Annotated in this window: 23 protein-coding genes, 1 tRNA gene and 1 other RNA gene; 14 read left to right on the top strand and 11 right to left on the bottom strand. The window is 67.6% G+C overall.

Going from position 1 to position 22,443, the window contains the following annotated elements; genetic code table 11:
- The first annotated feature begins 140 nt into the window (after positions 1-140).
- The 4 genes from PFY01_RS00270 (at position 141) to PFY01_RS00285 (ending at position 4,613) form a co-directional block, all read left to right on the top strand.
- Complete coding sequence (locus PFY01_RS00270; protein WP_271041972.1) at positions 141-1,493, top strand: DcaP family trimeric outer membrane transporter; 1,353 nt, start codon at positions 141-143, stop codon at positions 1,491-1,493.
- Positions 1,494-1,497: 4 nt separating this feature from the next.
- Positions 1,498-3,453: an acetate--CoA ligase gene (gene acs, locus PFY01_RS00275; protein WP_271041973.1), complete on the top strand. Its 1,956-nt coding sequence runs from the start codon at positions 1,498-1,500 to the stop codon at positions 3,451-3,453.
- A 68-nt stretch (positions 3,454-3,521) separates the two neighbouring features.
- Entirely contained in the window at positions 3,522-4,517 is a 996-nt protein-coding gene (locus PFY01_RS00280) for a bile acid:sodium symporter family protein (protein ID WP_271041974.1), read from the top strand.
- Positions 4,518-4,539: 22 nt separating this feature from the next.
- Positions 4,540-4,613: transfer RNA gene (locus PFY01_RS00285), tRNA-Gly, on the top strand.
- Positions 4,614-4,660: 47 nt separating this feature from the next.
- On the opposite strand, the gene PFY01_RS00290 is transcribed toward PFY01_RS00285, so the two are convergent.
- The 4 genes from PFY01_RS00290 to PFY01_RS00305 all read right to left on the bottom strand — a co-directional run bounded on the left by PFY01_RS00290 (position 4,661) and on the right by PFY01_RS00305 (position 7,590).
- On the bottom strand, positions 4,661-5,623 hold the full coding sequence (locus PFY01_RS00290; protein ID WP_271041975.1) for a TraB/GumN family protein: 963 nt from the start codon (positions 5,621-5,623) through the stop codon (positions 4,661-4,663).
- A 4-nt stretch (positions 5,624-5,627) separates the two neighbouring features.
- A complete protein-coding gene (locus PFY01_RS00295) occupies positions 5,628-5,825 on the bottom strand; it encodes a helix-turn-helix transcriptional regulator (RefSeq protein ID WP_017505630.1) in 198 nt (65 codons plus the stop codon).
- 3 nt (positions 5,826-5,828) lie between these two features.
- A complete protein-coding gene (locus PFY01_RS00300; RefSeq protein ID WP_271041976.1) occupies positions 5,829-6,287 on the bottom strand; it encodes a hypothetical protein in 459 nt (152 codons plus the stop codon).
- A gap of 85 nt (positions 6,288-6,372) precedes the next feature.
- Complete coding sequence (locus PFY01_RS00305) at positions 6,373-7,590, bottom strand: DNA recombination protein RmuC (RefSeq protein WP_271041977.1); 1,218 nt, start codon at positions 7,588-7,590, stop codon at positions 6,373-6,375.
- Between the two features lie 120 nt (positions 7,591-7,710).
- On the opposite strand from PFY01_RS00305, the gene PFY01_RS00310 reads away from it, so the two are divergent.
- Complete coding sequence (locus PFY01_RS00310) at positions 7,711-8,073, top strand: hypothetical protein (RefSeq protein WP_271041978.1); 363 nt, start codon at positions 7,711-7,713, stop codon at positions 8,071-8,073.
- A gap of 5 nt (positions 8,074-8,078) precedes the next feature.
- On the opposite strand, the gene recR is transcribed toward PFY01_RS00310, so the two are convergent.
- Positions 8,079-8,681, bottom strand: a complete 603-nt coding sequence (gene recR, locus PFY01_RS00315) for a recombination mediator RecR (RefSeq protein ID WP_271041979.1) — start codon at positions 8,679-8,681, stop codon at positions 8,079-8,081.
- Positions 8,681-9,010: a YbaB/EbfC family nucleoid-associated protein gene (locus PFY01_RS00320; protein ID WP_271041980.1), complete on the bottom strand. Its 330-nt coding sequence runs from the start codon at positions 9,008-9,010 to the stop codon at positions 8,681-8,683. The genes recR and PFY01_RS00320 overlap by 1 nt, the downstream gene beginning before the upstream one ends.
- A gap of 157 nt (positions 9,011-9,167) precedes the next feature.
- On the opposite strand from PFY01_RS00320, the gene PFY01_RS00325 reads away from it, so the two are divergent.
- A complete protein-coding gene (locus PFY01_RS00325) occupies positions 9,168-9,782 on the top strand; it encodes a malonic semialdehyde reductase (protein ID WP_271041981.1) in 615 nt (204 codons plus the stop codon).
- A gap of 71 nt (positions 9,783-9,853) precedes the next feature.
- Here the strand turns inward: PFY01_RS00325 and PFY01_RS00330 are convergent, their stop codons facing one another.
- Positions 9,854-10,588 (bottom strand): c-type cytochrome, encoded by a 735-nt coding sequence (locus PFY01_RS00330; protein WP_039244051.1) that lies wholly within the window; start codon positions 10,586-10,588, stop codon positions 9,854-9,856.
- Between the two features lie 143 nt (positions 10,589-10,731).
- On the opposite strand from PFY01_RS00330, the gene PFY01_RS00335 reads away from it, so the two are divergent.
- On the top strand, positions 10,732-11,454 hold the full coding sequence (locus tag PFY01_RS00335) for a 3-deoxy-manno-octulosonate cytidylyltransferase (RefSeq protein WP_082854194.1): 723 nt from the start codon (positions 10,732-10,734) through the stop codon (positions 11,452-11,454).
- Here PFY01_RS00335 and nudC read toward each other — a convergent pair.
- Positions 11,451-12,371, bottom strand: coding sequence for an NAD(+) diphosphatase (gene nudC, locus PFY01_RS00340; RefSeq protein ID WP_271041982.1), 921 nt, complete (start codon positions 12,369-12,371; stop codon positions 11,451-11,453). The two genes, PFY01_RS00335 and nudC, sit on opposite strands and share 4 nt — an antisense overlap.
- Before the next feature lie 47 nt (positions 12,372-12,418).
- On the opposite strand from nudC, the gene ffs reads away from it, so the two are divergent.
- From ffs to PFY01_RS00355, 3 genes are all read left to right on the top strand, one after another.
- Positions 12,419-12,514, top strand: an RNA gene (gene ffs / locus PFY01_RS00345) — signal recognition particle sRNA small type.
- 131 nt (positions 12,515-12,645) lie between these two features.
- On the top strand, positions 12,646-13,011 hold the full coding sequence (locus tag PFY01_RS00350) for a hypothetical protein (RefSeq protein WP_271041983.1): 366 nt from the start codon (positions 12,646-12,648) through the stop codon (positions 13,009-13,011).
- A 97-nt stretch (positions 13,012-13,108) separates the two neighbouring features.
- Entirely contained in the window at positions 13,109-14,956 is a 1,848-nt protein-coding gene (locus tag PFY01_RS00355) for a DNA polymerase III subunit gamma/tau (protein ID WP_271041984.1), read from the top strand.
- A 9-nt stretch (positions 14,957-14,965) separates the two neighbouring features.
- Here PFY01_RS00355 and PFY01_RS00360 read toward each other — a convergent pair whose 3' ends face one another.
- Complete coding sequence (locus PFY01_RS00360; protein ID WP_055754444.1) at positions 14,966-15,520, bottom strand: ActR/PrrA/RegA family redox response regulator transcription factor; 555 nt, start codon at positions 15,518-15,520, stop codon at positions 14,966-14,968.
- 87 nt (positions 15,521-15,607) lie between these two features.
- Positions 15,608-17,062, bottom strand: a complete 1,455-nt coding sequence (locus PFY01_RS00365; RefSeq protein ID WP_271041985.1) for an ActS/PrrB/RegB family redox-sensitive histidine kinase — start codon at positions 17,060-17,062, stop codon at positions 15,608-15,610.
- 44 nt (positions 17,063-17,106) lie between these two features.
- Here PFY01_RS00365 and PFY01_RS00370 point away from each other — a divergent pair, with 44 nt between their 5' ends.
- The 4 genes from PFY01_RS00370 (at position 17,107) to PFY01_RS00385 (ending at position 20,214) form a co-directional block, all read left to right on the top strand.
- Positions 17,107-17,730 (top strand): SCO family protein, encoded by a 624-nt coding sequence (locus tag PFY01_RS00370; protein ID WP_271041986.1) that lies wholly within the window; start codon positions 17,107-17,109, stop codon positions 17,728-17,730.
- 80 nt (positions 17,731-17,810) lie between these two features.
- Positions 17,811-19,091: a polyhydroxyalkanoate depolymerase gene (locus PFY01_RS00375; RefSeq protein ID WP_039244043.1), complete on the top strand. Its 1,281-nt coding sequence runs from the start codon at positions 17,811-17,813 to the stop codon at positions 19,089-19,091.
- On the top strand, positions 19,057-19,779 hold the full coding sequence (locus PFY01_RS00380) for a M48 family metallopeptidase (RefSeq protein WP_271041987.1): 723 nt from the start codon (positions 19,057-19,059) through the stop codon (positions 19,777-19,779). Before PFY01_RS00375 ends, PFY01_RS00380 begins: the two co-directional genes overlap by 35 nt.
- Positions 19,780-19,836: 57 nt before the next feature.
- A complete protein-coding gene (locus tag PFY01_RS00385) occupies positions 19,837-20,214 on the top strand; it encodes a lysozyme inhibitor LprI family protein (protein WP_055808962.1) in 378 nt (125 codons plus the stop codon).
- 66 nt (positions 20,215-20,280) lie between these two features.
- Here PFY01_RS00385 and PFY01_RS00390 read toward each other — a convergent pair whose 3' ends face one another.
- Positions 20,281-22,374 (bottom strand): transglycosylase domain-containing protein, encoded by a 2,094-nt coding sequence (locus tag PFY01_RS00390; protein WP_271041988.1) that lies wholly within the window; start codon positions 22,372-22,374, stop codon positions 20,281-20,283.
- Between the last annotated feature and the right edge of the window lie 69 nt (positions 22,375-22,443).

Here is a 22,443-nt window from a genome sequence, read left to right on the forward strand (position 1 = left end):
GTCTGACCGGCCGCGTCGTCGCCATCATGGCGCGGTTCGACTTTGGTCGAAATTAGACCAATGGCCAATGGCTCCCCGAGGCCGGAGGCGGAAAGGTCGTCAAAGGGACGCCCGCGCGAGACGGGCGCGGGAGGTTCATCATGATCAAGACAAGCCTGATGGCAGGAGCCGCCGCCGTCGCGCTGATGGCGACGCCCAGCCTGGCCTCGGCCCAGGACCAGGCCGCGCTCGAGGCGCGCATCGCTCAGCTCGAAGCCCAGTTGAACGCCCTGAAGTCCGAGGTCGTCGCCGCGCGAACCCAGCAGGCGGCGCAACAGCAGGACATCATCCGCCTGGAGACCCGCCCGGCCGCGCCCGCCCCGGTCCAACAGGCCGCGGCGCCAGCCGCGCCCGGCGAAGGGTTCCGCATTGGCGACCACACGGTCAAGTTCGGCGGCTTCGTCAAGGTCGACGCCTACGCCAGCCGCTACTCGGGCGGCGACCCGGCAAACGGCGACGCGCTGCGTGAATTCCACATTCCCGGCTCCATCCCCATCGGTGGGACCAATGAGGATACGGCGACCGACTTCAACGCCCGTCAGACCCGGTTCTGGCTGACCACCGACGGCATGGTCGGCGGCCATAAGATCGGCACGCGGATGGAAATGGACTTCCAGACCCTGCCCGGCGCCGGCGACCAGCGCACCACCAGCCCGGCCAACCCGGCCCTGCGTCGCGCCTTCATCACCATCGATAACTGGCTGATCGGCCAGGAATGGACCAACTTCCAGAACACCGCCGTTCTGCCCGAATCCTCCGACTTCATCGGCGCGGCGGAGGGCACGGTCTTCGCCCGTCAGGTCCAGGTCCGCTACACGCGCGGTCCCTTCTCGGTCTCGGTCGAGAACCCCGAGACGACCGTGACCCCATTCGGCGGCGGCGCGCGCATCATCGCCGACGACAGCACCCTGCCGGACTTCACCGCCCGCTATGCGGTGTCCAAGCCCTGGGGCGATTTCCAGTTCGCCGGCCTGCTGCGTCAGCTGAAATACCAGAGCCCGGCCAGCAACATCGATTCCACTGCGACCGGCTGGGGGCTGTCGGCCTCGACCAAGATAAAGGTCGGCGCCAAGGACGATCTGCGCCTGATGGTGACGGGCGGCGAGGGCATCGGCCGCTATGTTGGTCTCAACTTCTCCAACGACGCGGTGCTGAACGGCTCGGGCGATCTGGATGCGATCAGCGTGGTCGCCGGCTTCGCCGCCTATCGTCACGTCTGGGCGCCCGGCTGGCGCTCAAGCCTGATCTGGTCGGCGCAGAAGGTGGACAACGACCTGGCCTTCACAGGTCTGACCGCCAACCGTTCGGCCCAGAGCCTCCACGCCAACTTGATCTGGTCGCCGGTTACGGCGTTTGATGTCGGCGCCGAACTGATGTTCGCAGACCGCGAGATCGAAACCGGCGCCAGCGGCGACATGACCCGACTGATCCTGTTCGCCAAATACGGATTCTGATTTGATGCCGGAGACGTCTCGCGTGCCTGATCCCGCCCTCTATCCCGTCCCCGCCGACTGGGCCGCCAAGGCCCATATGGACCGGGAGGCGTATGAGGCGGCGCGGATCGCCGCACGCGAGACGCCGGACGCCTTCTGGGCCGAACAGGCAAAGCGTCTGGACTGGATCACCCCGCCGACCCGGATCAAGGACGTCTCCTTCAACAAGGAAGACTTCCGTATTCGCTGGTTCGAGGACGGCGTCCTGAACGTCTCGGCCAACTGCATCGACCGTCACCTGCCCCACCGCAAGGACGAGACGGCGATCATCTGGGAAGGCGACGATCCCGCCGACAGCCGCCATATCACCTTCGGCGAACTGCACGCCGAGGTGTGCCGCATGGCCAATGTGCTGAAGGCGCATGGGGCCAAAAAGGGCGACCGGATCACCCTGTATCTGCCCATGATCCCCGAGGCCGCCTACGCCATGCTGGCCTGTGCGCGGATCGGCGCGGTGCATTCGGTCGTCTTCGGCGGCTTCTCGCCCGACAGCCTGTGCGGCCGGATCGAGGACTGCGGCTCCAATCTGGTCATCACCGCCGATGAGGGTCTGCGCGGCGGCAAGCACATTCCGCTGAAGGCCAATGTCGACGAGGCCCTGACGAAGGTGAAGGTCGACACCGTCCTGGTCATCCGCCGCACCGGCGCCAACGTGCCGATGATCGAGGGTCGCGACTTCGACTATGGGCAGGAGGCCGCAAAGGTCGACGCCGACTGCCCGCCCGAGCCGATGAACGCCGAGGATCCGCTGTTCATCCTCTACACCTCCGGCTCGACGGGTAAGCCCAAGGGCGTGCTGCACACCACGGGCGGCTATCTGTTTTGGGCCGCCTGGACGCACGAGATCGTCTTCGACTATCGCCCCGGCGAGGTCTTCTGGTGCACCGCCGATGTGGGCTGGGTCACGGGCCACTCCTACATGGTCTATGGTCCGCTCGCGAATGCGGCGACGACCCTGATGTTCGAGGGCGTGCCCAACTATCCCGACGCCGGTCGGTTCTGGCAGGTGGTCGACAAGCACAAGGTCGAGATCTTCTACACCGCGCCGACGGCCCTGCGCGCCCTGATGCGCGAGGGCGATGCGCCGGTGAAGGCCTCTTCGCGCGCCTCGCTGCGGCTGCTCGGCACGGTGGGAGAGCCAATCAACCCCGAGGCCTGGCGCTGGTATCACGAGGTGGTCGGCGACGGCCGTTGCCCCATCGTGGACACCTGGTGGCAGACCGAGACGGGCGGTCATCTGATCACCCCCCTGCCCGGCGCCACCGACCTGAAGCCCGGATCGGCGACCCTGCCCCTGCCCGGCGTCGAGCTTCAGATCGTGGATGCCGAGGGCCAGCCCCTGGAGGGCGCCGTTTCCGGTAATCTGTGCATCACCGACAGCTGGCCGGGCCAGATGCGTACCGTCTATGGCGACGATCAGCGCTTCTTCGACACCTATTTCTCGACCTATCCCGGCCGCTACTTCACCGGCGACGGCTGCCGCCGGGACGAGGACGGCTATTACTGGATCACCGGCCGGGTGGACGACGTCATCAATGTCTCGGGCCACCGAATGGGCACGGCCGAGGTCGAGAGCGCGCTGGTCCTGCACGACGATGTCGCCGAGGCGGCGGTGGTCGGCTATCCGCACGACATCAAGGGCCAGGGCATCTACGCCTATGTCACCCTGAACAAGGGCGCCGAGGCGACCGAGGATCTGAGAAAGGCCCTGGTCGCTCACGTCCGTCACGAGATCGGCCCTATCGCCGCCCCCGACGTGATCCAGTGGGCGCCGGGCCTGCCCAAGACCCGGTCGGGCAAGATCATGCGCCGCATCCTGCGCAAGATCGCCGAGAACGAGATCGGCGCTCTGGGCGACACCTCGACCCTGGCCGACCCGTCGGTCGTAGACGATCTGGTCAAGAACCGCGCCGGGGCCTGAAGACGCGGGTTCAATGCGGGGGCTGATGCGCCTATCTGTGCGTCACCCCGCCGCAGCCTGAGCCGTCCATGCCTCGTTTCCTGTCCCGCCTGCCGATCGACGGCTATCTGCTGGCCCTGATCGGCATGGTGATCCTGGCGGCGCTGTTTCCCGCCAGCGGACAGGCGGCCGTCGTCATGGACTGGGTGGTCAAGGCCGCCATCGCCCTGCTGTTCTTCCTGTACGGCGCGCGGATGTCGCCGGCGGCCATCGGCGCGGGCCTGCTGCACTGGCGGCTTCAGGGCACGGTCTTCCTGTCGACCTTCCTGCTGTTTCCGCTGCTGGGGCTTGGCCTGGTCTTTCTGATGCGAGGGTCGCTTCAGCCCGATCTGCTGACGGGGATGCTCTATCTGTGCCTGCTGCCGTCCACGGTGCAGTCGTCCATCGCCTTCACCTCCATCGCCGGCGGCAATGTCGCGGGTGCCCTGACCAGCGCCAGCCTGTCGAACCTGCTGGGCGTGATCGTGACGCCGCTGCTGGTCGCCCTGCTGATCGGCGGCGCCAATGGCGGCATCCATCTGCAGTCCATCTTCGACATCGGACTGCAGATCCTGGCCCCCTTCGCCGTAGGCCAGCTGTGCCGCCCGCTGCTGAAGGACTGGCTGACCCGCCACGCCAAACTGACCGGCCTGGTCGACCGCGGCTCCATCCTGCTGATCGTCTACGCCGCCTTCAGCGAGGGCGTCGTCGCCGGCGTCTGGTCCCAGGTCGCGCCGCTGGATCTGGCCAAGGTCATTGGCCTCAACATCGCCCTGCTGGCCATCGTCCTGACCCTGACTCTGTTCGCCGGCCGCGCGCTGAAGTTCGACCGGCCCGATCGGATCGTCATCCTGTTCTGCGGCTCCAAGAAGAGCATGGCCACCGGCATCCCCCTGGCCGGCATCCTGTTCGCCGGTCACGCCGTGCCGCTGATCGTCCTGCCGATCATGCTGTTCCACCAGATCCAGCTGTTCGCCTGCACCATCATCGCCCAGCGCTATGCGCGCGAGAATGAAGCGCGCGCCTTGAGCGCCACTGTCGCTTGAGATAGACCGGCCTCAGGCCATCGCGGGCATGATGTAGTGGTAGCCTGAAAGCTTCCCAAGCTTTTCGTGCGGGTTCGATTCCCGCTGCCCGCTCCAGCCTCTCGGCGAAGGCGCGACGTCGCCGCCGCGCCTTCCTTCCGACCTCAGTTCGCCGCTTCGACCGTCACGCCGCGCTTTTGCAGGATGGCCTGGACGCTGTCGTCGCCGGTCAGGTGAGCGGCGCCGACGGCGATGAAGGCGGTGCCGGAGCCTTCAAGCAGGGTCTGGATCTGGTTGGCCCAGTCGGTGTTCCGATCCACCAGAACGGACTGATAGAGGGCCGGCGAGGCCTCCTTCATTTCCGTGATCGTGACGCGATCCAGCGTTGCGACGTCGCCCCGGGCCCAGGCCTCGACCATTTCATCCAGTTTTGTGGCGGCGTTCTCGTAGTCCTTCAGCGTCTCGCGCAGGAAGACCAGTTGCACGTCGTCGGGCAGGCCGGCCAGGATGCCGATCTGTTTGTCGATGGTCTCGAAGCCGTGGATCGGCTTGCCCGCCGCCTCGGCGCGCGCCTTCAACACCAGTTCGACGCCCGACTTGGGGTCGTAGCCGGCCTTGATCAGCGGCGCGACCGACAGGCTGAGCGCCGCCAACCAGGGCTTCATCGGCTGAAGCTGGGCGGCCGAGGCGCCCATGGCTTGGGCTGCCGCATCCAGTTCGGCGTTTTCTTCCGGCGTCAGGCGGCTGGACAAGGGGGTCTCGGGCGACAGGCCGTGCTGCTGAATCAGCGGCATGATGGCGGCCTGGTCGTCGGGATTGCTGATCTCGAACCAGATGTCCGAGGCGCTGTCGAAGGCGGCCTCGACGCGGGGGCTGGCCCAGCCGGTCGTCGGGCGAAGCACATGGACCGAGCCGAACAGATACAGGGTCGAATCCGCATCCTTGACCACCCACAGGGCGGGGCCTTCGCCCTGGATGGGCGCGGGCGCAGCAGGCGCGGCGGTCTGGGCCAGGACGTCAGCCGGGACGCCGGCGATGGCGGCGAACAGCGCCACGCCTCCGGCGACGCCGATCGCGCCCCGCACCAGGGTGGAAACGGAGGATTTGAGATGGGCTGTAAAGGTCATGAGTTCACGCTTTATCGTCTGAAAAGATGGATTCGATGGGTTGGCCGAAGACGCGGGCGATCTTGAAGGCCAGCGGCAGGGAGGGGTCGTAACGGCCGGTCTCCAGGGCGTTCACGGTCTGGCGCGATACGCCGAGTTGTTCGGCCAACTGCGCCTGGCTCCAGTCGCGCTCGGCGCGCAGGACCTTGAGACGATTGTTCATGGCTCAGCCCCGCATCCGCGCCAGCCACCACCAGGCCCAGACGAGGGTGTAGCCGATCAGCATGGGGGCGATCATCAAGGCGGCGCCGGCGGACACATAGTCGATGGGCGAGCCGCCCGATCCGATCTCGCGCGCGATCACCTCGCGCCACGGCCCCGCCGAGGACAGGATCAGGCCGACGCCGCTGACGCACATGCCGGCCGTTCCGCCCCAGTACCAGGCGGCCTTGTGCGCCTCACGTGCGGCTTCGTCGATGACCCGCATCCATTCGGCGCCGACCCACAGCGAGCCGGCCATGATGGTGGCGGCGAAGACGGCGGTGAAGATCATCTCCCCCATCTCCGAACCGATCCAGCCGGCGCGGGCGGCGTATCCCATCGCGATCCCGCCGACCAAGGCTAACAACAGTCCGCCGCCGAAGGTGATTGCAATCGCCTTGATTACCGGCCGCCACTTGCGCATCAGTCAACACCCCTTGTCCTATTGACAAGCTACATTGACATAACGGCGTCGGCGCTGTCAAGCGCCCTTTCCATAGAAAGAGGCCCTACTCCGCCTTGGCGGCGGCGATCAGTTCGGGACGGGCGATGGCGCGGGGTGCGGTTTCGACCGGCGTCAGATCCGGCAAGGCCTTGCCCTCATGGTCGACCTGCAGATCCTCGAACCGGCGTGCGGAGACCATGACCTGGCTCTCGAGCGAGCCGACGAACTGATTGTACTTGCCGACGGCCGTATCCAGCGCGCGTCCGACGGCGGAGGCATGGCCGCCCATGACCGACAGCCGCTTGTAGAGTTCGCGGCCCAAGGCGGCGACCTTGTCGGCGTTGGCCGCCTGCTCTTCCGCGCGCCAGCCATAGGCGACGGCCTTGCACAGGGCGAACAGGGTCGAGGGCGTGACGATGACGACGCGCGAGGCCATGGCCTGGGTCATCAAATCTGGCTCATGGTCCAGAGCCGTTACCAGGAAGGCGTCGCCGGGCACGAACAGGACGACGAAATCGGGGCTGGGCTTGAACTGGTCCTGATAGGCCTTGGACGACAGTTGGCGCACATGGGTTTTCAGGCTGGCGGCGGTGCGCAGACCGACGGAGCGGGCGCGCGCCTCCTCGTCGCCCTCCCCGTCGTCGAAGGCCAGCGGAACCTTGGCGTCGATCACGAACATGCCGCCGCCGGGCAGGCGGACGATGAAGTCGGGCCGGTTCTGGCGGCCCTCGTCGTCGGCGCTGGACGTCTGCTCGGTGAAGTCGAACCGCCCCGCCATGCCGGCGGCCTCCAGCACATTGCGACAGGTCTGCTCGCCCCAGCGCCCGCGACGGCCCGTATTGCCGCGCAGGGCCTCGGTCAGCTTGCGCGCCTCGTCGCGCGTGGCGGAGGAGGCCGTCATCAGCTGGGCCAGCTGTTCACGCAGCCCCCCGGTCTCTTCGGAGCGCGTCTTCTCCAGCGCGGCGACATGCTCCTGGAACTTGGTCAGGGTGTCGGCGACAGGTTTCAGCTGGGCGGCCATCCGCTCGCGCGCCAGCTGGTCCTGAGCGCGGAAGGTCTCGGTCGCGCGACTGACCATCTGATCCGCCACGACCTGGGCCGACTGCGCGGCCTGGGCCTTGAGCAGTTCGCCCATGGTCAAACGGCTTTCCTCGACCAGATCGATGCGGGCCTCCGCCGCCGCCAGCGCGCCGCTCGTCCTCTGCCAGCCCATATAGGCCCACAGAAAACCGCCCGCGAACGCGGCGGCCAGGACAGCGAGGATCAGCACAAGCATGTTCATGCTCCGTTCCTAACGAGAGTCGCCTTCAATGAGAAGCGGGGCCCTTCCGGCGCCGCTTGTCCGGAACGTCGCCGTTGCGATGACGTTGGTGTCTCAGCCATTTGCACGAAGGACCCGCCCATGACCCCGGAAAAGCCCCACCGACACGACACCGCCGCCGATGCGGTGCACGACGGCCGGCCGGTCGAAGCAGAACTGGTGCGCAGCGGACGCAAGAACCCGCGCATCGCCGTCATCCTAGCGGTTTCGACCCTCGCCGCCGCGGTGCTGCTGTTGGGACTGTGGTTCGTGACCAACGGCGCTTTCAACGCCAAGAACGCTGAGACGGGGCCGCAAGCCGCCGCCGCCGAGACCCAGGCGTTCGCGGGCGACAGCCAGACGCCGCCCGCCGCCGACGCGCCAACGGATTCGACGGGCCGCGCCGTCGCCACACCGACGGGCGAAGCGCCGAACGTCAACGCCCCGACGGCGCCTTCGAACTAACTCGGTCAGGCCGGGCGGCGGGCGCGAAGGGCCTGGACGATGGTGCCGTCGTCCAGCCAATCCAGTTCGCCGCCGACCGGCACCCCGCGCGCCAGCGAGGTGATCTCCACATCCGGCCCGGCGATCCGCTCAGCGACATAGTGGGCGGTCGTCTGGCCATCGACCGTGGCCGGCAGGGCCAGCACGACCTCGCGCACGCCCCCGCCCCTTACGCGCCCGACCAGTTCGGTGACCCGCAGATGCTCGGGTCCGACGCCGTCCAGAGCGGACAGCAGTCCGCCCAGCACATGATATTTTCCGCGAAAGGCGCCGGATCGCTCCATCGCCCACAGGGCGCCGGCCTCCTCGACCACGCAGATCAGGCCATTGTCACGCGATCCGTCCGAACAGATGGCGCAGGGGTCGCGCGTATCCGGCGCGCCGCAAACCGAGCACGACACGACCTTTTCCGCCGTCTCGGCCAGCGACGCCGCCAGCGGCACCAGCAACTGCTCGCGCCGCTTCAACAGCGCCAGCGCCGCGCGCCGCGCCGAGCGCGGACCCAGGCCCGGCAGTTTGGCGAGAAGGGAGATCAGCCGTTCGATCTCCGGCCCGGCGGAGACGGCCATCAGAACAGTTTCGGCATTCCGGGAATGTTCATCCCGGCCATGGGGCCTGCGGCCTCGCGCATCAGGGCGTTGTTTTGCTCATCCAGCTTGCGCTTGGCGTCCGCATGGGCGGCGACGATAAGATCGGCCAGGATCTCGCCCTCGCCCGGGCTCAACAGACTGTCGTCGATCTTGATGGCCGTAATCTCGCCAGGCCCCTTGAGGGACACCGAGACGAGGCCGCCGCCGGACGAACCCTCGGCTGTGGTTTCAGCCATCCTGGCTTGGGCGTCCTGCAGCTTTTGCTGCATCGCCTGGGCCTGCTGCATCAGTTGGGTCAGATCTTTCATGCCCTCTAGATAGGGCGAACAAAGCTCGGGCGACAGAGGGGTTGTGCTCGGTGCGTGATATCGAAACCCAGTCTTTCGGGATTGGCGCTTGCGGCTGTTGCGAAACACCCTAATTAGCACCTGTACTCGTTGCTATTTAAGTCAGGAACGCATTCCCATGGCCTATGACGCTACTCATCAACGCGACGTCCCGCTGTCGGACGCCGCCCTGTCGCAACTGTTCACCGAGGCGCGCACGCGCAACGGCTGGACTGACCGCCCCGTCGCGCCGGAACTGCTGCGCAAGCTGTATGACCTGACCAAGTTCGGGCCGACGGCGGTCAACGGATCGCCCGCCCGCTTCGTCTTCGTCACGTCTCCGGAGGCCAAGGCCCGCCTGATCCCGCTGATGAGCGAGGGCAATCGCGACAAGACGCAGCAGGCCCCGGTGACGGTGATCGTCGGTCAGGACATGGATTTCCACGACCATCTCGACGCCCTGTTCCCCCACGCTCCGGGCGCCAAGGCCTGGTTCGCCGACGAGGCCGCTCGGCGTGAGACCGCCTTCCGCAATGCCTCGCTGCAAGGCGGCTATCTGACCATCGCCGCCCGCGCCCTGGGCCTGGATGTCGGGCCGATGTCCGGCTTCGACGCCGCCGGCGTGAAGGCCCAGTTCTTCCCCGACAGCCATGTCGAGCCGAACTATATCCTCAACCTCGGCTATGGCTCGGACGAGAACCTGTTTCCACGCTCGCCGCGCCTGTCGTTCGACGAGGCCGCAAAGATCCTCTGAGCCGAGCGCTCAGCCCGAAACGAAGAAAGGCGGCCGTCGGGCCGCCCTTTTGTCGTTCATCGCCGGAACGATCAGGTGTTGGGCGGCGCAGACGCCGTCGCGGCGGGCGGGGCCGCCGGGGTCGCCTGAGACGCGGCGGGGGCGCCGGCGGCCGGGGTGGTCCCGGTCGCTTCGGTCGCCGCGGCGCCCTCGGTCACCGGGGCCTCGCCCGTCGCAGGCGCGCCGGCGGCCGGCGCGGCCGCGCCAGGCTGACGGGTGGGATCCGGCGCCGGGATGGCGAAGCCGCCCGAGCCCTGAGTGCGCAGCCAGGCGATCAGATTGATGCGCGTCTGAGTGTCGCGGATGCCGGCGAAGGACATCTTGGTGCCGGGCACGTATTTGGCCGGGGCCGTGATGAAGCTGTTGATCTGGTCATAGCCCCAGGTCGGCGCCTCGGCCTTGTGCTTGGCCATGGCGTCGGAATAGGCGAAGCCCGGACGGTGCATGACCGGCCCGCCGACCACGCCCCACAGGTTCGGACCGATCTTGTCGGCGCCGCCCTGGTGCGCGTCATGGCAGGCCTGGCAACGTGCGAAGGCGGCCTCGCCGGCGGCCAGATCGGCGGTCGGCAGGACCGTGCCCCAGTCGGGCGCCAGTTCGGCGGCTTCACCGCCGGCGGCTTCTTCCGGCGCATCGACGAAATAGCCCATCTTTTCGGGCGCTTCCGAATGATAGACGAGGCCCGAGGCCTGCTGGACGACCAGGATGACGAACGCCGTCCCCAGAGCCGCGCCGAAAATCTTGTTCCACTTAAGATCGCCGCTCATACGCCTGGTCGTTTCCCTCTGCCGGCCGGGCCCCTTAGAAAACATGCCCCGGACATAATCTTGCTTTGGCGTCTCTGGCACGGTAGCGCCGCCTTCGCAACCGGCCCAACGCGCGACGGGCCAGACAGGCGTCAGGGAAGTCGATGAATCCGTTGATAATGATACCGGCTCGCATGGCCGCCACTCGCCTGCCGAACAAGCCGCTGGCCCTGATCGGCGACACGCCGATGATCGTGCGCGCCTATCGCCAGGCCGAGGCCTCGGGCCTGCCGGTCGTGGTCGCCGCCGGCGATCCAGAAATCGTAGAGGCGGTGGAAGCCGCAGGCGGCCGCGCCGTCCTGACCGACCCGGCCCTGCCGTCGGGCTCGGACCGCATTCGCGCCGCCGTGGACGCCATCGACCCCGAGGGCGATTTCGACGCCGTCATCAACGTCCAGGGCGACATGCCCTTCGCCAGCCCCGGTCTGGCCGTCGCCTGCGCCGCCATCCTACACGGCGAGCCGACCTGCGACATCGCCACCCTGGTCGCCGCCGAGGCCGACGGGTCGGACCGGACCAATCCCGATGTGGTCAAGGCGGTGCTGGCTCTGGGCGAAGGCGAACGCCAGGCGCGCGCCCTCTATTTCACGCGCTCGACCCTGTACGGCGACGCCCCCGTCTGGCGCCACATCGGCGTCTATGGCTATCGCCGTGAGGCGCTGAACCGCTTCTGCGCCGCGCCGCCGTCGCCGCTGGAAAAACGCGAGAAGCTGGAACAGCTGCGCGCCTTGGAAATGGGCATGCAGATCTGGGCCGCCGTCATCGACGAAGCCCCCCTGTCCGTCGACAATCCCGCCGACCTGGAGGCGGCGCGGGCGCTGGCCTAGACCTCCTCGACCCAGGCCTTGATCAGGCTGTGGGCGATGGCGAAGGGCGGCGGGGCCTGAATGCTCGGATGCTCGCCCGCCAGCACGGCGCGCGCCTCGGCCCGCGTCAGCCAGGCGACGGCTTCCAATTCGGTCTGGTCCGGTTGCGCCTGATCGTCCGACACCTCCGCGATCAGGCCGATCATCAGTTGCGAGGGAAAGGGCCAGGGTTGGCTGGAGTGATAGGCCGTGGCGATCACGGTCAGGCCGGCCTCTTCCTTCACCTCGCGGGCGCAGGCCTCCTCGATGGATTCGCCCGGTTCCAGGAACCCGGCCAGAGCCGACATCCGTCCGGCAGGCCAGGCCGCCTGACGGCCAACCAGGCAGATGGGTTCGGCCCCGCCTTTATAGACCGGCAGCATGATGGTGACCGGATCGACGCGCGGGAAATGCTCGGTCCCGCAGGCCGGGCAAATCCGCTTCCAGCCGCCCGACGCCGTCTCGCTCAGGGTGCCGCAGTTGGCGCAGAAGCCGTGTTTGCGTCGCCAGTCGAACAGGCTCTTGGCCCCGCCCGCGATCGCCGCATCCGCTGCCGGCAGGATCGCCGCCGCCGCGCGCATCTCTTGAAAGGCGCCCAGCCCGGCCAGCGGCCCATCGGTCGGATCGATCGAGCCTTCAAACTCGATGGCGAAGACGGGTTCGTCGTTCCACAGGCCCAGAAACGCCTCGCGATCGCGCACCAGGGTGCGCGCATGGCGCATCTGCAGCCACGCCAGCCTCGGCCCCTCGCCCGTCTCCTCAATCAGCGGCCGCCCCTCCCAGAGCACCAGGGCCTGGGCGTAGGGCTTGGCGGCCTGCTCCGCCAGCCAGTCGGGATCATTCCTCAGGTCCCCGGCCCGATCGAGCGGATTGCCGGCGAAGGTGTTCTGATGGGCCATGAGGGTTTGTAGCTCTTGATTCCAACCGCCGCACCCGTCATATCTCCGCTTGGAGATCGCGGGCGAAGGTTTCGCCAATCTGGTCAGGGCCGGAAGGCAGCAGCCACAACGAATTCCCCTTCGGGTCGCGGTCTCTACTTCCTCTTTTTCTGCGCTACCGCTCGCCGCACGGCGGCTCGCTGATCGAGCGCGTTTGGTGCGCCATTTTTTGAACGCGAGGGCAGACGGTTGTGATACGCCACAACTTCTGCGAACGTCGTCCTATGAGACCCGTATGGCTCCTTGGATTGTTGGGGTTGTGCGCCTGTGGATCGGCGCCCGCAGAGCCGCGACCGCAGTTGACGGGTTCAGCGTCTACCGGACGATGGGCTGTTACGAGACGGCGCTTCAGACAAACGGCGCTCAGATCGATCTCAACCCTGACGGAACCGTCCAGATTTCGACGTATAACGGCGACAAATCTCAACGTACTTCCGCAAGTGAAATCGGTCGTCGCCTGTACGAAATGGGCCTCGATGTCAGGAACCCGATCTACGTCGAGCCGAAAGCATCCAATCGTTACACCGACGTCGTTGGAATTCTTAAGGACTTGCGGATGCGAGGGTACCAGCACGTACGGCTGATGAACTTGCCTGCATGACCGAGTCGTAGCGCCGCGTTTCCAATCCGAGATAATCCAGCCTTTTGGGTGAACGGCCGCTTCGCTGCGGACCTCACCCGCTGTAAGACTTCCTCCCATGACGGACAGCGACACGAATCTCGACGGCCCGCCCTGGGAAGAGGACGACGTCGCCCCGCGCGACGAAAACACCGACGACATGTTCGGCGCGCCTGCCGCAGCGCCAGAGCCGGTCGTGGCGCCCGCTGCCGCCCCCGTCGCCAAGCCCGCCCCCGCCGACGTCGAGGCCCACGTCGATGACGGCGCCGCCTATCAGGTGCTGGCGCGCAAATACCGGCCGCGCACCTTCGAGGATCTGATCGGTCAGGAGGCGATGGTGCGCACCCTGACCAATGCCTTCGCCACGGGCCGGATCGCCCACGCCTTCATGCTGACGGGCGTGCGCGGCGTCGGCAAGACGACCACCGCTCGCCTTTTGGCTCGCGCCCTGAACAACGAGACCGACGTCATCGACAAGCCGTCGCTGGCCCTGACCGCCCACGGCCGGCACGACGCCGCCATCATGGCCGGCCAGCACATGGACGTGATGGAGATGGACGCGGCGTCGCACACCGGCGTCAACGACATCCGCGACATTCTCGAAAGCGTCCGCTATGCGCCCGTCGAGGCGCGTTACAAGGTCTATGTGCTGGACGAGGTCCACATGCTGTCGACGCAGGCGTTCAACGCCCTGCTGAAGACGCTGGAAGAGCCGCCGCCCCACGCCAAATTCATCTTCGCCACCACCGAGATCCGCAAGGTGCCGGTGACGATCCTGAGCCGCTGTCAGCGCTTCGACCTGCGTCGTGTCGAGCCGGAAATCCTGGTCGAGCATCTGGGCCGGATCGCAGACCGCGAAGGCATGAAGATCGAGAACGACGCCTTGGCCCTGATCTCGCGCGCGGCCGAGGGGTCGGTGCGTGACGGCCTGTCGCTGCTGGACCAGGCCCTGGTTCAGGCCGAGCGCGGCGAGATGGTCAAGACCGAGACGGTGCGCGACATGCTGGGCCTGGCCGACCGGACCCAGACCATCGCCCTGTTCGAAAGCGTCATGGCTGGACGCACGCCCGAGGCGCTGGAGAGTTTCCGCACCCTCTACGGCTTCGGCGCCGATCCGGTGCAGGTGACCAACGACCTGTTGGAACATTGCCACGCCGCCTCTGTCGCCAAGATGCTGGGTCCGAATGCGACGCGCCTGCCCAATGATCAGGCGCAGAAGTTGGCGGCCCTGGGTGCAGCCATTCCAGCGGCGACGTTGTCGCGCACCTGGCAGATGCTGCTGAAGGCGCTGGACGAGGTGCGGCGCGCGCCCAATCCGGCCGATGCGGTGGAAATGGCGATCGTGCGCCTGGCCTATGCCGCCGATCTGCCGGGACCGGAGGAGGCGCTGAAGCGGCTGCAGTCCGGTGAACCGATGGGCGGCGGCTCGGCCCCGCGTGGTGGCGGTGGTGGAGGCGGCGGCGGAACTTCGGCGCAGATGGCCGCGCGGCCGGTGATGGCCCCCGCCCTGCCCGATCCGCAGACCTTCGAACAGGTCGTCGCCCTGATCGGCGAGAAGCGCGAGGTCGGACTTCAGATGGATGTGGAGCGGTATGTGAAGCCGGTCTCGTTCAAGCCCGGCGCCATCGTCTATGAAAGCGTCCAGGGCGCGCCCATCGAACTGGCCCGCAAGCTGTCGGCCCGCCTGCGCGAATGGACCGGTCGCACCTGGCTGATCGCCGCCAACGGCCAGGGCGGGGCCGAGACGGTCATCGAAGTCCAGAAAAAGGCCCGCGCCGCCGAACGCGCCGAGGTCGAGGCCAATCCCTTCGTCCAGGCGGTGCTTCAGGCCTTCCCCGGCGCCAAGCTGGGCGAGATCAAGACCATCGCCCCGACCGTGGTCACCCCGGAAATCCCCGACGTGGTCGAGGACGACGACGAGGATTGAGGGTTCGGCCTATCGCGGCGCGCGCTTGGCCAGGATGCGTTGCAGGGTGCGGCGGTGCATGCCCAGGCGGCGCGCCGTCTCCGAGACATTGTGGTCGCACAGCTCATAGACGCGCTGGATATGTTCCCAGCGCACGCGGTCTGCGCTCATCGGGTTTTCGGGCGGCTCGGGGGAATCGCCGGTGGCGAGCAGGGCCTTGACCACGTCGTCGGCATCGGCGGGCTTGGACAGATAGTCGACAGCGCCGGCCTTGACCGCCGCGACCGCCGTGGCGATGGCGCCGTAGCCGGTCACCATGACGATGCGGGCGTCCTCGCGCTTTTCGCGCACCGCCTCGACGATCTTCAGGCCGTTGCCGTCCTCAAGCCGCATGTCCAGCACGGCGAAGGCCGGGGCCTTGTCGCGCAGCAGCTGCATCGCCTCGGCGACCGATTCAGCGGTCGTCACCTGAAAGCCGCGCGCCTCCAGCGCCCGCCCCATCCGGGTGCGCAGGGCCTGATCGTCATCCAGCAGCAGCAGGGACTTGTCGGGCAGGGCGGCGATGCGGGCTTCGAGTTCTGACATGCGTTTCTCTCCTGCCGCTTCAAGTCGGGACGGGTAGCGCGCGGGTCAAGGCCAAGGTTCCGCCTGCGACGCTTCGACCCAATCGCTTCACGCCGCGACCTCCAGCGCCGGCCGCGCCCACCGCACCGCCACGCGCGCGCCGCGTGCCGAACCCTTGGCGTCCGATTGCGGCAGGCCCTGGCCCACGCTGACCGAGCCGCCGGTCCGTTCCAGCAGCGTGCGGGCGATGAAGAAGCCCAGCCCCATGCCGCCCTGGCTGGGGGCGATAGGCGGCTCGACAGTTGCGCGAGGCTTGGAGGGTCTGGCGGCGGCGGCGATCTGGGCGGCCAGGGCCTGGCGCGCCTTGCCCTGCGGCCGACTGGTCACATAGGGCTCGCCCAGCCGGGGCAGGATGTCCCCCGCAAAGCCCGGGCCATCGTCCAGAATCTCGATCTCGATCCAGCCGGCGTCCACCACCGCCTGGACCCGCACCGTCGTCTTGGCGAAATCGGCGGCGTTCTCGACCAGGGTGGACAGGCCGTGGATCACCTCGGGCATCCGGCGCACGCGCGGCGCGGGCTGACCCGGCGGCGTCTTGACCAGCACATCAAAGGCCAGGTCGAAGCCCCGGTGCGGTTCCACCACCTCTTCCAGCAGGGCCTTCAGCGAGACGTCGGCATATAGGGCGTCGTCGCCCTCGGGCTGTTGCGACAGCTGGGTCAGTATGCCCCGGCACCGTTCGGCCTGTTGCAGGATCAGAGCCGCATCCTCGGCCGCGTCGCTGTCGGGGGCTGAAGCGCGTTGAAGCTCTTTCGCCACCACCTGAATGGTCGCCAGCGGCGTGCCTAGTTCGTGCGCCGCCGCCGCCGCCAGGCCGCCCAGCGCCGCCAGCCTCTGTTCGCGTTGCAGCACGTCCTGGGTGGTCGCCAGGGCCAACTCCAGCTTCTCCGCATCGGCCGCCACCCGCCAGGCGTAGCCGGCGGTGAAGACCACGCCGGTCACCAAAGCCATGGCCATGCCGAGACGATACAGCGTCGGCAGGTGGAAGTTCTCGTGCGGTCGCCACGGCAGAGGCTCGGACCAGAAGAACAGCACCCCGACCGCGATCAGGGCCAGCACGCCCAGCATCAGGGCCTGACGCGCCGGCAGGGCCGCCGCCGCGATCGTCACGGGCGCGACCAGCAGCAGACAGAACGGGTTCTCCAAGCCGCCTGTCAGACCCAGCAGCACCCCCAGTTGAAAGATGTCGAAGCCCAGGTGGATCGCCGTCGTGCGCCCGTCCGGCAGGCTGGCCTCCAGCCGGCGCACCCGCGCCATGGCCCCCACGTTCACCGCCGCGCTGATGGCGATCACGATCAAGCAGGGCCAGAGCGGCAGGGGAAAATGCAGCCCCTGATGCGCCGTCAGGATCGCGGCGCTCTGGCCGATGATCGTCAGCCAGCGCAGAACGATCAGGGTCCGCAGCGAAAACCCGCGGCCGCGACGCGGCGCATCGCTCCAGCCGTTCAACGGCTCCGAAGACGATGCGCCGTGCGGCGCCATGCGGGCTTCTGTCGAGGTCACACGCCTTCTATAGACCGATCACATCCGTTTCGTGAGAGGCCGTCATGCCGCGTCGTTCCATCCTGCTGTTCGCGGGCGCCTGCATCGCCATCGCCGTGGCGCTGGCCATCATCACGGTAGTGGTGGTCAGCGGTCGTGCGCCCACGTCGGACGGCGCCAAGGTGACGTCGACCGGCCAGCCCCTGGTCGGCGGCGACTTCAAACTGGTCAATCAGGATGGACAATCCGTCGATCAGACGATGCTGAACGGCAAATGGAGCCTGGTCTTCTTCGGCTTCACCTACTGCCCCGAGTTCTGCCCGACCACCCTGGCCGAGCTGGGCGCGGTGCAGCAGCGGCTGGGCGACAAGGCGGAGGATCTGCAAATCGTCTTCGTCAGTGTCGACCCCGAACGCGACACGCCCCAGGCGCTGAAGGACTATCTGTCATCCGACGGCTTTCCCAAGGGGACTATCGGCCTGACGGGCACGCCCGAACAGGTGGCGACCGCCGCCAAAGCCTACCGCGCCTTCTATCAGAAGGTCGGCGAGGGCGAGGGCTATACGATGAACCACTCCCTGACCGTCTATCTGATGGGCCCTGACGGCAAGTTCCGCACCGCCGTCGCCTATGGAATGGGGCCGGACAAGACGACCAGGATCATCGAACAGGCGATGGCGCGGGGTTAGCGGCGACCCCATAATCCTTTTGCAGGGTGATGCATTATATGTTGCCCTGCACAAACGGCGCTCGGCCGTATCGGATCGTCATGCTCTACGCCTTTCATGAACTCGCCTACCAGTCGGCGCTGCCGTTCCGGGTCGGCGCGCAACTGGCCCGCAGCTTCTGGACCTCGCCGTTCAACCCGGCGGCCGACACCGCCATCGGCCGCACCGCCTACGCCTCGGCCGAACTGTTCGAGAGCGTGACGCGGCGCTACGGCAAGCCGGCCTGGAAGCTGGAAACCATCGACATCGGCGGCAAGCCAGTGCGCACCACCGAACAGGTGATCTGGCAGAGCCCGTGGTGCCGCCTTGTCCGCTTCGCCCGCAACATCGGCGACTTGAAGCGCGCCAAGAAGCCCGCCTCCGGCCCGGCCGTCCTGATCGTGGCGCCGCTGTCGGGCCATTACGCCACCCTGCTGCGCGGCACGGTCGAGGCCTTCCTTCAGGACCACGACGTCTATGTCACCGACTGGGTCAACGCCCGCCAGGTGCCGATGCTGGAGGGGCGGTTCGATTTCTTCGACTACATCGACCACGTCCGGCTGATGCTGGCCGAGATCGGCGGCCGCGCCCACGTCGTCGGCGTGTGCCAGCCCGGCCCGCCCGTTCTGGCCGCCGGCGCGGTGATGGCCGAGGACGAGGACGAAAACCGTCCCCTGTCGATGACCTTCATGGGGTCGCCCATCGACGCGCGCCTGTCGCCGACCGTGACGAACCAGTTGGCCGAGGAAAAGCCCTTCACCTGGTTCAAGTCGAACATGATCCACACGGTGCCCCTGCCCTATGCGGGCTTCGGGCGGCGCGTCTATCCGGGCTTCGTCCAGCTCTACAGCTTCATGTCGATGAACGAGGATCGCCACCGCGACGCCCACTGGAACTATTTCACCAGCCTGATCGCCGGCGACGGCGACGAGGTCGAAAAGCACGAGGAATTCTACGACGAATATCTGTCGGTGCTGGACCTGACCGAAGAGTTCTATCTCCAGACCATCGACATCGTCTTCCAGCAGCATCTGCTGGCGCGGGGCCTGTTGGAGCATCGCGGGCGCAAGGTCGATCTGTCCAGGATCACCGACATCGGCCTGATGACCGTCGAGGGCGAGAAGGACGACATCTCCGGTGTCGGCCAGACCCAGGCCGCGCACGGCCTGTGCCCCAACATTCCCGAAGATCGCCGCGTCCTCTACGTCCAGCCGGGCGTGGGCCATTACGGCGTGTTCAACGGCCGTCGCTTCCGTGACGAGATCTATCCCCGCGTGCGCGATTTCATCGCCCAGAACGAGGCCGCCGGTGGCGTACCGCAACGGTCAGCGGCTGCCGCTTGACGAAAGCGGGGCCGGCGCCGGTCCCGTCCTCAGACTGTCGGTCAATCCACGTGCGCGACGTCTGTCGGTGCGGATCGACGCGCGAGCCGGCGAGGCCGTGGTCATCGCCCCGACCGAGCGCGGCCTGAGCCAGGCCGTCGCCTTCGCCCGATCCAAGGCCGTCTGGATCAGCGAACGCCTGGCCGTCCGCCCCAAGAGCCGCCCCCTGGAACCGGGCCAGGTCATCTCCCTGCGCGGCAGGCCCGTGCGGCTTGAGGCCGTGTCCGGCGCGGGCGCCGCGCGTCTGGTCGAGGACGGGACGATCATCCGCTCGGGCGGCGAGGGCGAGGCCTACGCCCGCCGCGTCGAAAACCTGCTGAAGCGCGAGGCGCGAGACACCCTGCTGGAACGCACCGACCACCATCTGCGCGCGTTGGGCCAGGGCCCGGTCAAGATGGGCATCGCCGACACCCGGTCGCGCTGGGGCTCGTGCAGCCCGCACAACCGCACCATCCGCTACTCCTGGCGCGTCATCATGGCCCCGCCCCCGGTCATCGACTACCTCGCCGCCCACGAGGTCGCCCACCTGGTCCACGCCGACCACAGCCCGGCTTATTGGTCCGTGGTCGAACGGCTGGTCGGGGATCACAAGCCTTGGCGGAAATGGCTGAAAGACTACGGCGCCGCCCTTCACGCCGTGGGGCGTTAGGCGGAAACCCCAGCGGCCGGGCGCGTTTAGCATGGCCCGCCCACTCAGGAACGCCCCATGAAAACGATGATCACCCTGTCAATCGCGCTCGGTCTAGCCGCTGCCGCCGCCTCGTCCGCCAGCGCCCAGTCGCAGGCTACGATGAACGCCAACGCCGCTCAGGAACTTCAGCGCGCCGATCGGGCGCTCAATAGCCAGTACACGACGACGATGGGACGGCTGTCGCCCGCCAGCCGCACCTTGCTGCGCACCGCCCAACGCACCTGGATCAGCTTCCGCGATCAGCAATGCCGCTTCGAGGCCTCCGGCGTTCAGGGCGGTTCCGCCTATCCGATGGTGCATTCGACCTGCCTTGCGCGTCTGACGACAGAGCGGACACGCCAGTTGCGGACCCTCAGCCAATGTCAGGAAGGCGACCTGTCCTGCCCCCGCTGACCCAGGGCTGAAAAAGGAGGCGACCGCCGGGTCGCCTCCCTTTTTTACGCGCTGTTGGCGTCGCGATCAGAAGAACAGGGCGTCACCCTTTCGCTCCGGCGCCGGGCGGCCCTCGGGCTGCTGCGGGTTCGGCGCATCGCGATAGCCGCCCTTGGGCGACGCCGGACTGGACGGCTGCGGCGACGGCGGCTGTATCGGCGCCTGGTCGTCCGGGACATAGGGCTCGCCGGCCAGGGGATCGACGGGTTCGATGGGCAGGCCGTTCTGATCCAGGCCGCTCATCAGATCGCCGACCGGGTCGGGCGCGACCCAGCCCTCGGGCATGGGCGGACCGTTGGGGATGGCGGGGGCGTCCAGGCGCGGCAGGGCCGCCTCCATGAAGCCCTTCCAGATGGCGGCGGGCGACGAGCCGCCGGTCACGCCGCGCATGGCGGTGTTGTCGTCCTTGCCCACCCAGACGGCGGTGACGAAGCCGCCGGTATAGCCGACGAACCAGGCGTCCTTGTAATCCGAGGTCGTGCCGGTCTTGCCCGCCAGGTCGCGGCCCGAGATCGCCGCCGACCGGCCCGAGCCGCTGGTCACCACGCCGCGCAGCATCTGGTTCATATAGTAAAGCGACGGATTATTGATCGCCTGACCGCTCTGGCCCGACTGGCGCTGGTAGATGACGCGGCCCTGGGGCGTGCGGATGCGGCTGATGCCATAGGCGTCGACGCGGCGCCCGCCATTGGCGAAGGCGTCATAGGCGGTGGCCATCTCGATCGGCGAGACCTCGACCGCGCCCAGCGCCATCGCCGGCTCCAGGCCGATGCGGCTTTCGATGCCCAGACGCCGCGCGGCGCGGGCCACGCTGTCGCGCCCGACCTGATCGGCGACATAGGCCGCCACCGTATTGGTCGACTGGGCCACGGCCTGCGCCAGGGTCATGTTTCCGCTGAACGTCCCGGAATAGTTGCGGGGCGACCAGTTGCCGATGGTGATCGGTTGATCGACCACCGGGGTCTGGGGCGTATAGCCGGCCTCGACCGCCGCCAGATAGACGAAGGGTTTGAAGGCCGAACCCGCCTGGCGCTTGGCGTCGACGGCGCGGTTGAACTGACTGTTGGCATAGGAGGAGCCGCCGATCATGGCGCGCACCCGACCGTCGCCGTCCAGCGCGACCAGAGCCGCCTGCTGCACGCCCTTGCCCGCGTCGCGGTCGAGGATGCGGCGCACCGACCGCTCGGCCGCCGTCTGCAGCGTCAGGTCCAGCGTGGTCTCGACCACCATGTCCTCGGTCGGTTCGCCAACCAGGCTGCGGATCGACTTGTCCAGCCAGTCGATGAAATACTGGGCGTGCTGGGTCGCGAGCGTCCGCGAGACGATGACCGGCTGGGTCACGGCCTGTTCGCGCTGGGCGGCGGTGATGACGCCGGCCTCCTCCATCTCGTTCAGCACGACGGTGGCGCGGGCGGCGGCGCGTTCGCTCTCGGACACCGGCGAATAGCGCGAGGGCGCCTTCAGCAGGCCAGCCAGCAACGCAGCCTCGCCGACCGTCAGGTTCTTGGCCGACTTGTCGAAATAGCGCTGCGACGCCGCCTCGATTCCGTAGGCGCCGGCGCCGAAATAGACCCGGTTGAGATAGAGGGCCAGGATCTCCTTCTTGGAGAATTTCATCTCCAGCCAGACCGCCAGCATCAGCTCCTGCACCTTGCGGCGCATGTTCTGGTCGGGCGTCAGGAACAGGTTCTTGGCCAGCTGCTGCGTCAGGGTCGAACCGCCCTGCACCACCCGGCCAGCGCGGACGTTGGTCGCCATCGCCCGCATCATGCCGATGGGGTCGAAGCCGGGGTGGTGATAGAAGCGCCGGTCCTCGATCGCGATGAAGGCGGCCGGCACATAGTCCGGCAGGGCGTCCAGATCGGCGGGCGGCGCCATCTGGGTGCCTCGCGTCGCGATGAGCGCCCCATTGCGATCCAGATAGGTGATCGAGGGCTGGCGATCGACCTGATACAGGCTGGAGGTGTCTGGCAGGCCGCGCGCGAAGACGGCGAAGAAGACGACCAGGAAGATCAGCCCCCAGACCGCCAGCACGGCGCTCCAGTAGAACAACCGTCCCAGAGCCGACCGGCGGGGCTTGCCCTGCGCCTGTGGTCCGCCCGCATTCACCGGTCCCGCCATGTCCGTCCTTCAGATGCCGCCTTGGGCGAGTTCTCGTTCATCGGCTGTGTATCGCGTATGAACGCCCGC

Source organism: Brevundimonas vesicularis (assembly GCF_027886425.1).
Lineage (GTDB): Bacteria > Pseudomonadota > Alphaproteobacteria > Caulobacterales > Caulobacteraceae > Brevundimonas > Brevundimonas vesicularis_C.

Coding starts and splice junctions, on each gene's coding strand:
- recR (WP_271041979.1), bottom strand. CDS start 8,681: ATGGCCGTCTCCGCCGGGCCGGAGATCGAACGGCTGATCTCCCTTCTC.
- PFY01_RS00375 (WP_039244043.1), top strand. CDS start 17,811: ATGCTCTACGCCTTTCATGAACTCGCCTACCAGTCGGCGCTGCCGTTC.
- PFY01_RS00330 (WP_039244051.1), bottom strand. CDS start 10,588: ATGAGCGGCGATCTTAAGTGGAACAAGATTTTCGGCGCGGCTCTGGGG.
- PFY01_RS00355 (WP_271041984.1), top strand. CDS start 13,109: ATGACGGACAGCGACACGAATCTCGACGGCCCGCCCTGGGAAGAGGAC.
- PFY01_RS00370 (WP_271041986.1), top strand. CDS start 17,107: ATGCCGCGTCGTTCCATCCTGCTGTTCGCGGGCGCCTGCATCGCCATC.
- PFY01_RS00320 (WP_271041980.1), bottom strand. CDS start 9,010: ATGAAAGATCTGACCCAACTGATGCAGCAGGCCCAGGCGATGCAGCAA.
- PFY01_RS00335 (WP_082854194.1), top strand. CDS start 10,732: ATGAATCCGTTGATAATGATACCGGCTCGCATGGCCGCCACTCGCCTG.
- PFY01_RS00300 (WP_271041976.1), bottom strand. CDS start 6,287: ATGCGCAAGTGGCGGCCGGTAATCAAGGCGATTGCAATCACCTTCGGC.
- PFY01_RS00280 (WP_271041974.1), top strand. CDS start 3,522: ATGCCTCGTTTCCTGTCCCGCCTGCCGATCGACGGCTATCTGCTGGCC.
- acs (WP_271041973.1), top strand. CDS start 1,498: ATGCCGGAGACGTCTCGCGTGCCTGATCCCGCCCTCTATCCCGTCCCC.
- PFY01_RS00295 (WP_017505630.1), bottom strand. CDS start 5,825: ATGAACAATCGTCTCAAGGTCCTGCGCGCCGAGCGCGACTGGAGCCAG.
- PFY01_RS00350 (WP_271041983.1), top strand. CDS start 12,646: ATGGCTCCTTGGATTGTTGGGGTTGTGCGCCTGTGGATCGGCGCCCGC.
- nudC (WP_271041982.1), bottom strand. CDS start 12,371: ATGGCCCATCAGAACACCTTCGCCGGCAATCCGCTCGATCGGGCCGGG.
- PFY01_RS00390 (WP_271041988.1), bottom strand. CDS start 22,374: ATGGCGGGACCGGTGAATGCGGGCGGACCACAGGCGCAGGGCAAGCCC.
- PFY01_RS00325 (WP_271041981.1), top strand. CDS start 9,168: ATGGCCTATGACGCTACTCATCAACGCGACGTCCCGCTGTCGGACGCC.
- PFY01_RS00305 (WP_271041977.1), bottom strand. CDS start 7,590: ATGAACATGCTTGTGCTGATCCTCGCTGTCCTGGCCGCCGCGTTCGCG.
- PFY01_RS00270 (WP_271041972.1), top strand. CDS start 141: ATGATCAAGACAAGCCTGATGGCAGGAGCCGCCGCCGTCGCGCTGATG.
- PFY01_RS00360 (WP_055754444.1), bottom strand. CDS start 15,520: ATGTCAGAACTCGAAGCCCGCATCGCCGCCCTGCCCGACAAGTCCCTG.
- PFY01_RS00290 (WP_271041975.1), bottom strand. CDS start 5,623: ATGACCTTTACAGCCCATCTCAAATCCTCCGTTTCCACCCTGGTGCGG.
- PFY01_RS00385 (WP_055808962.1), top strand. CDS start 19,837: ATGAAAACGATGATCACCCTGTCAATCGCGCTCGGTCTAGCCGCTGCC.
- PFY01_RS00310 (WP_271041978.1), top strand. CDS start 7,711: ATGACCCCGGAAAAGCCCCACCGACACGACACCGCCGCCGATGCGGTG.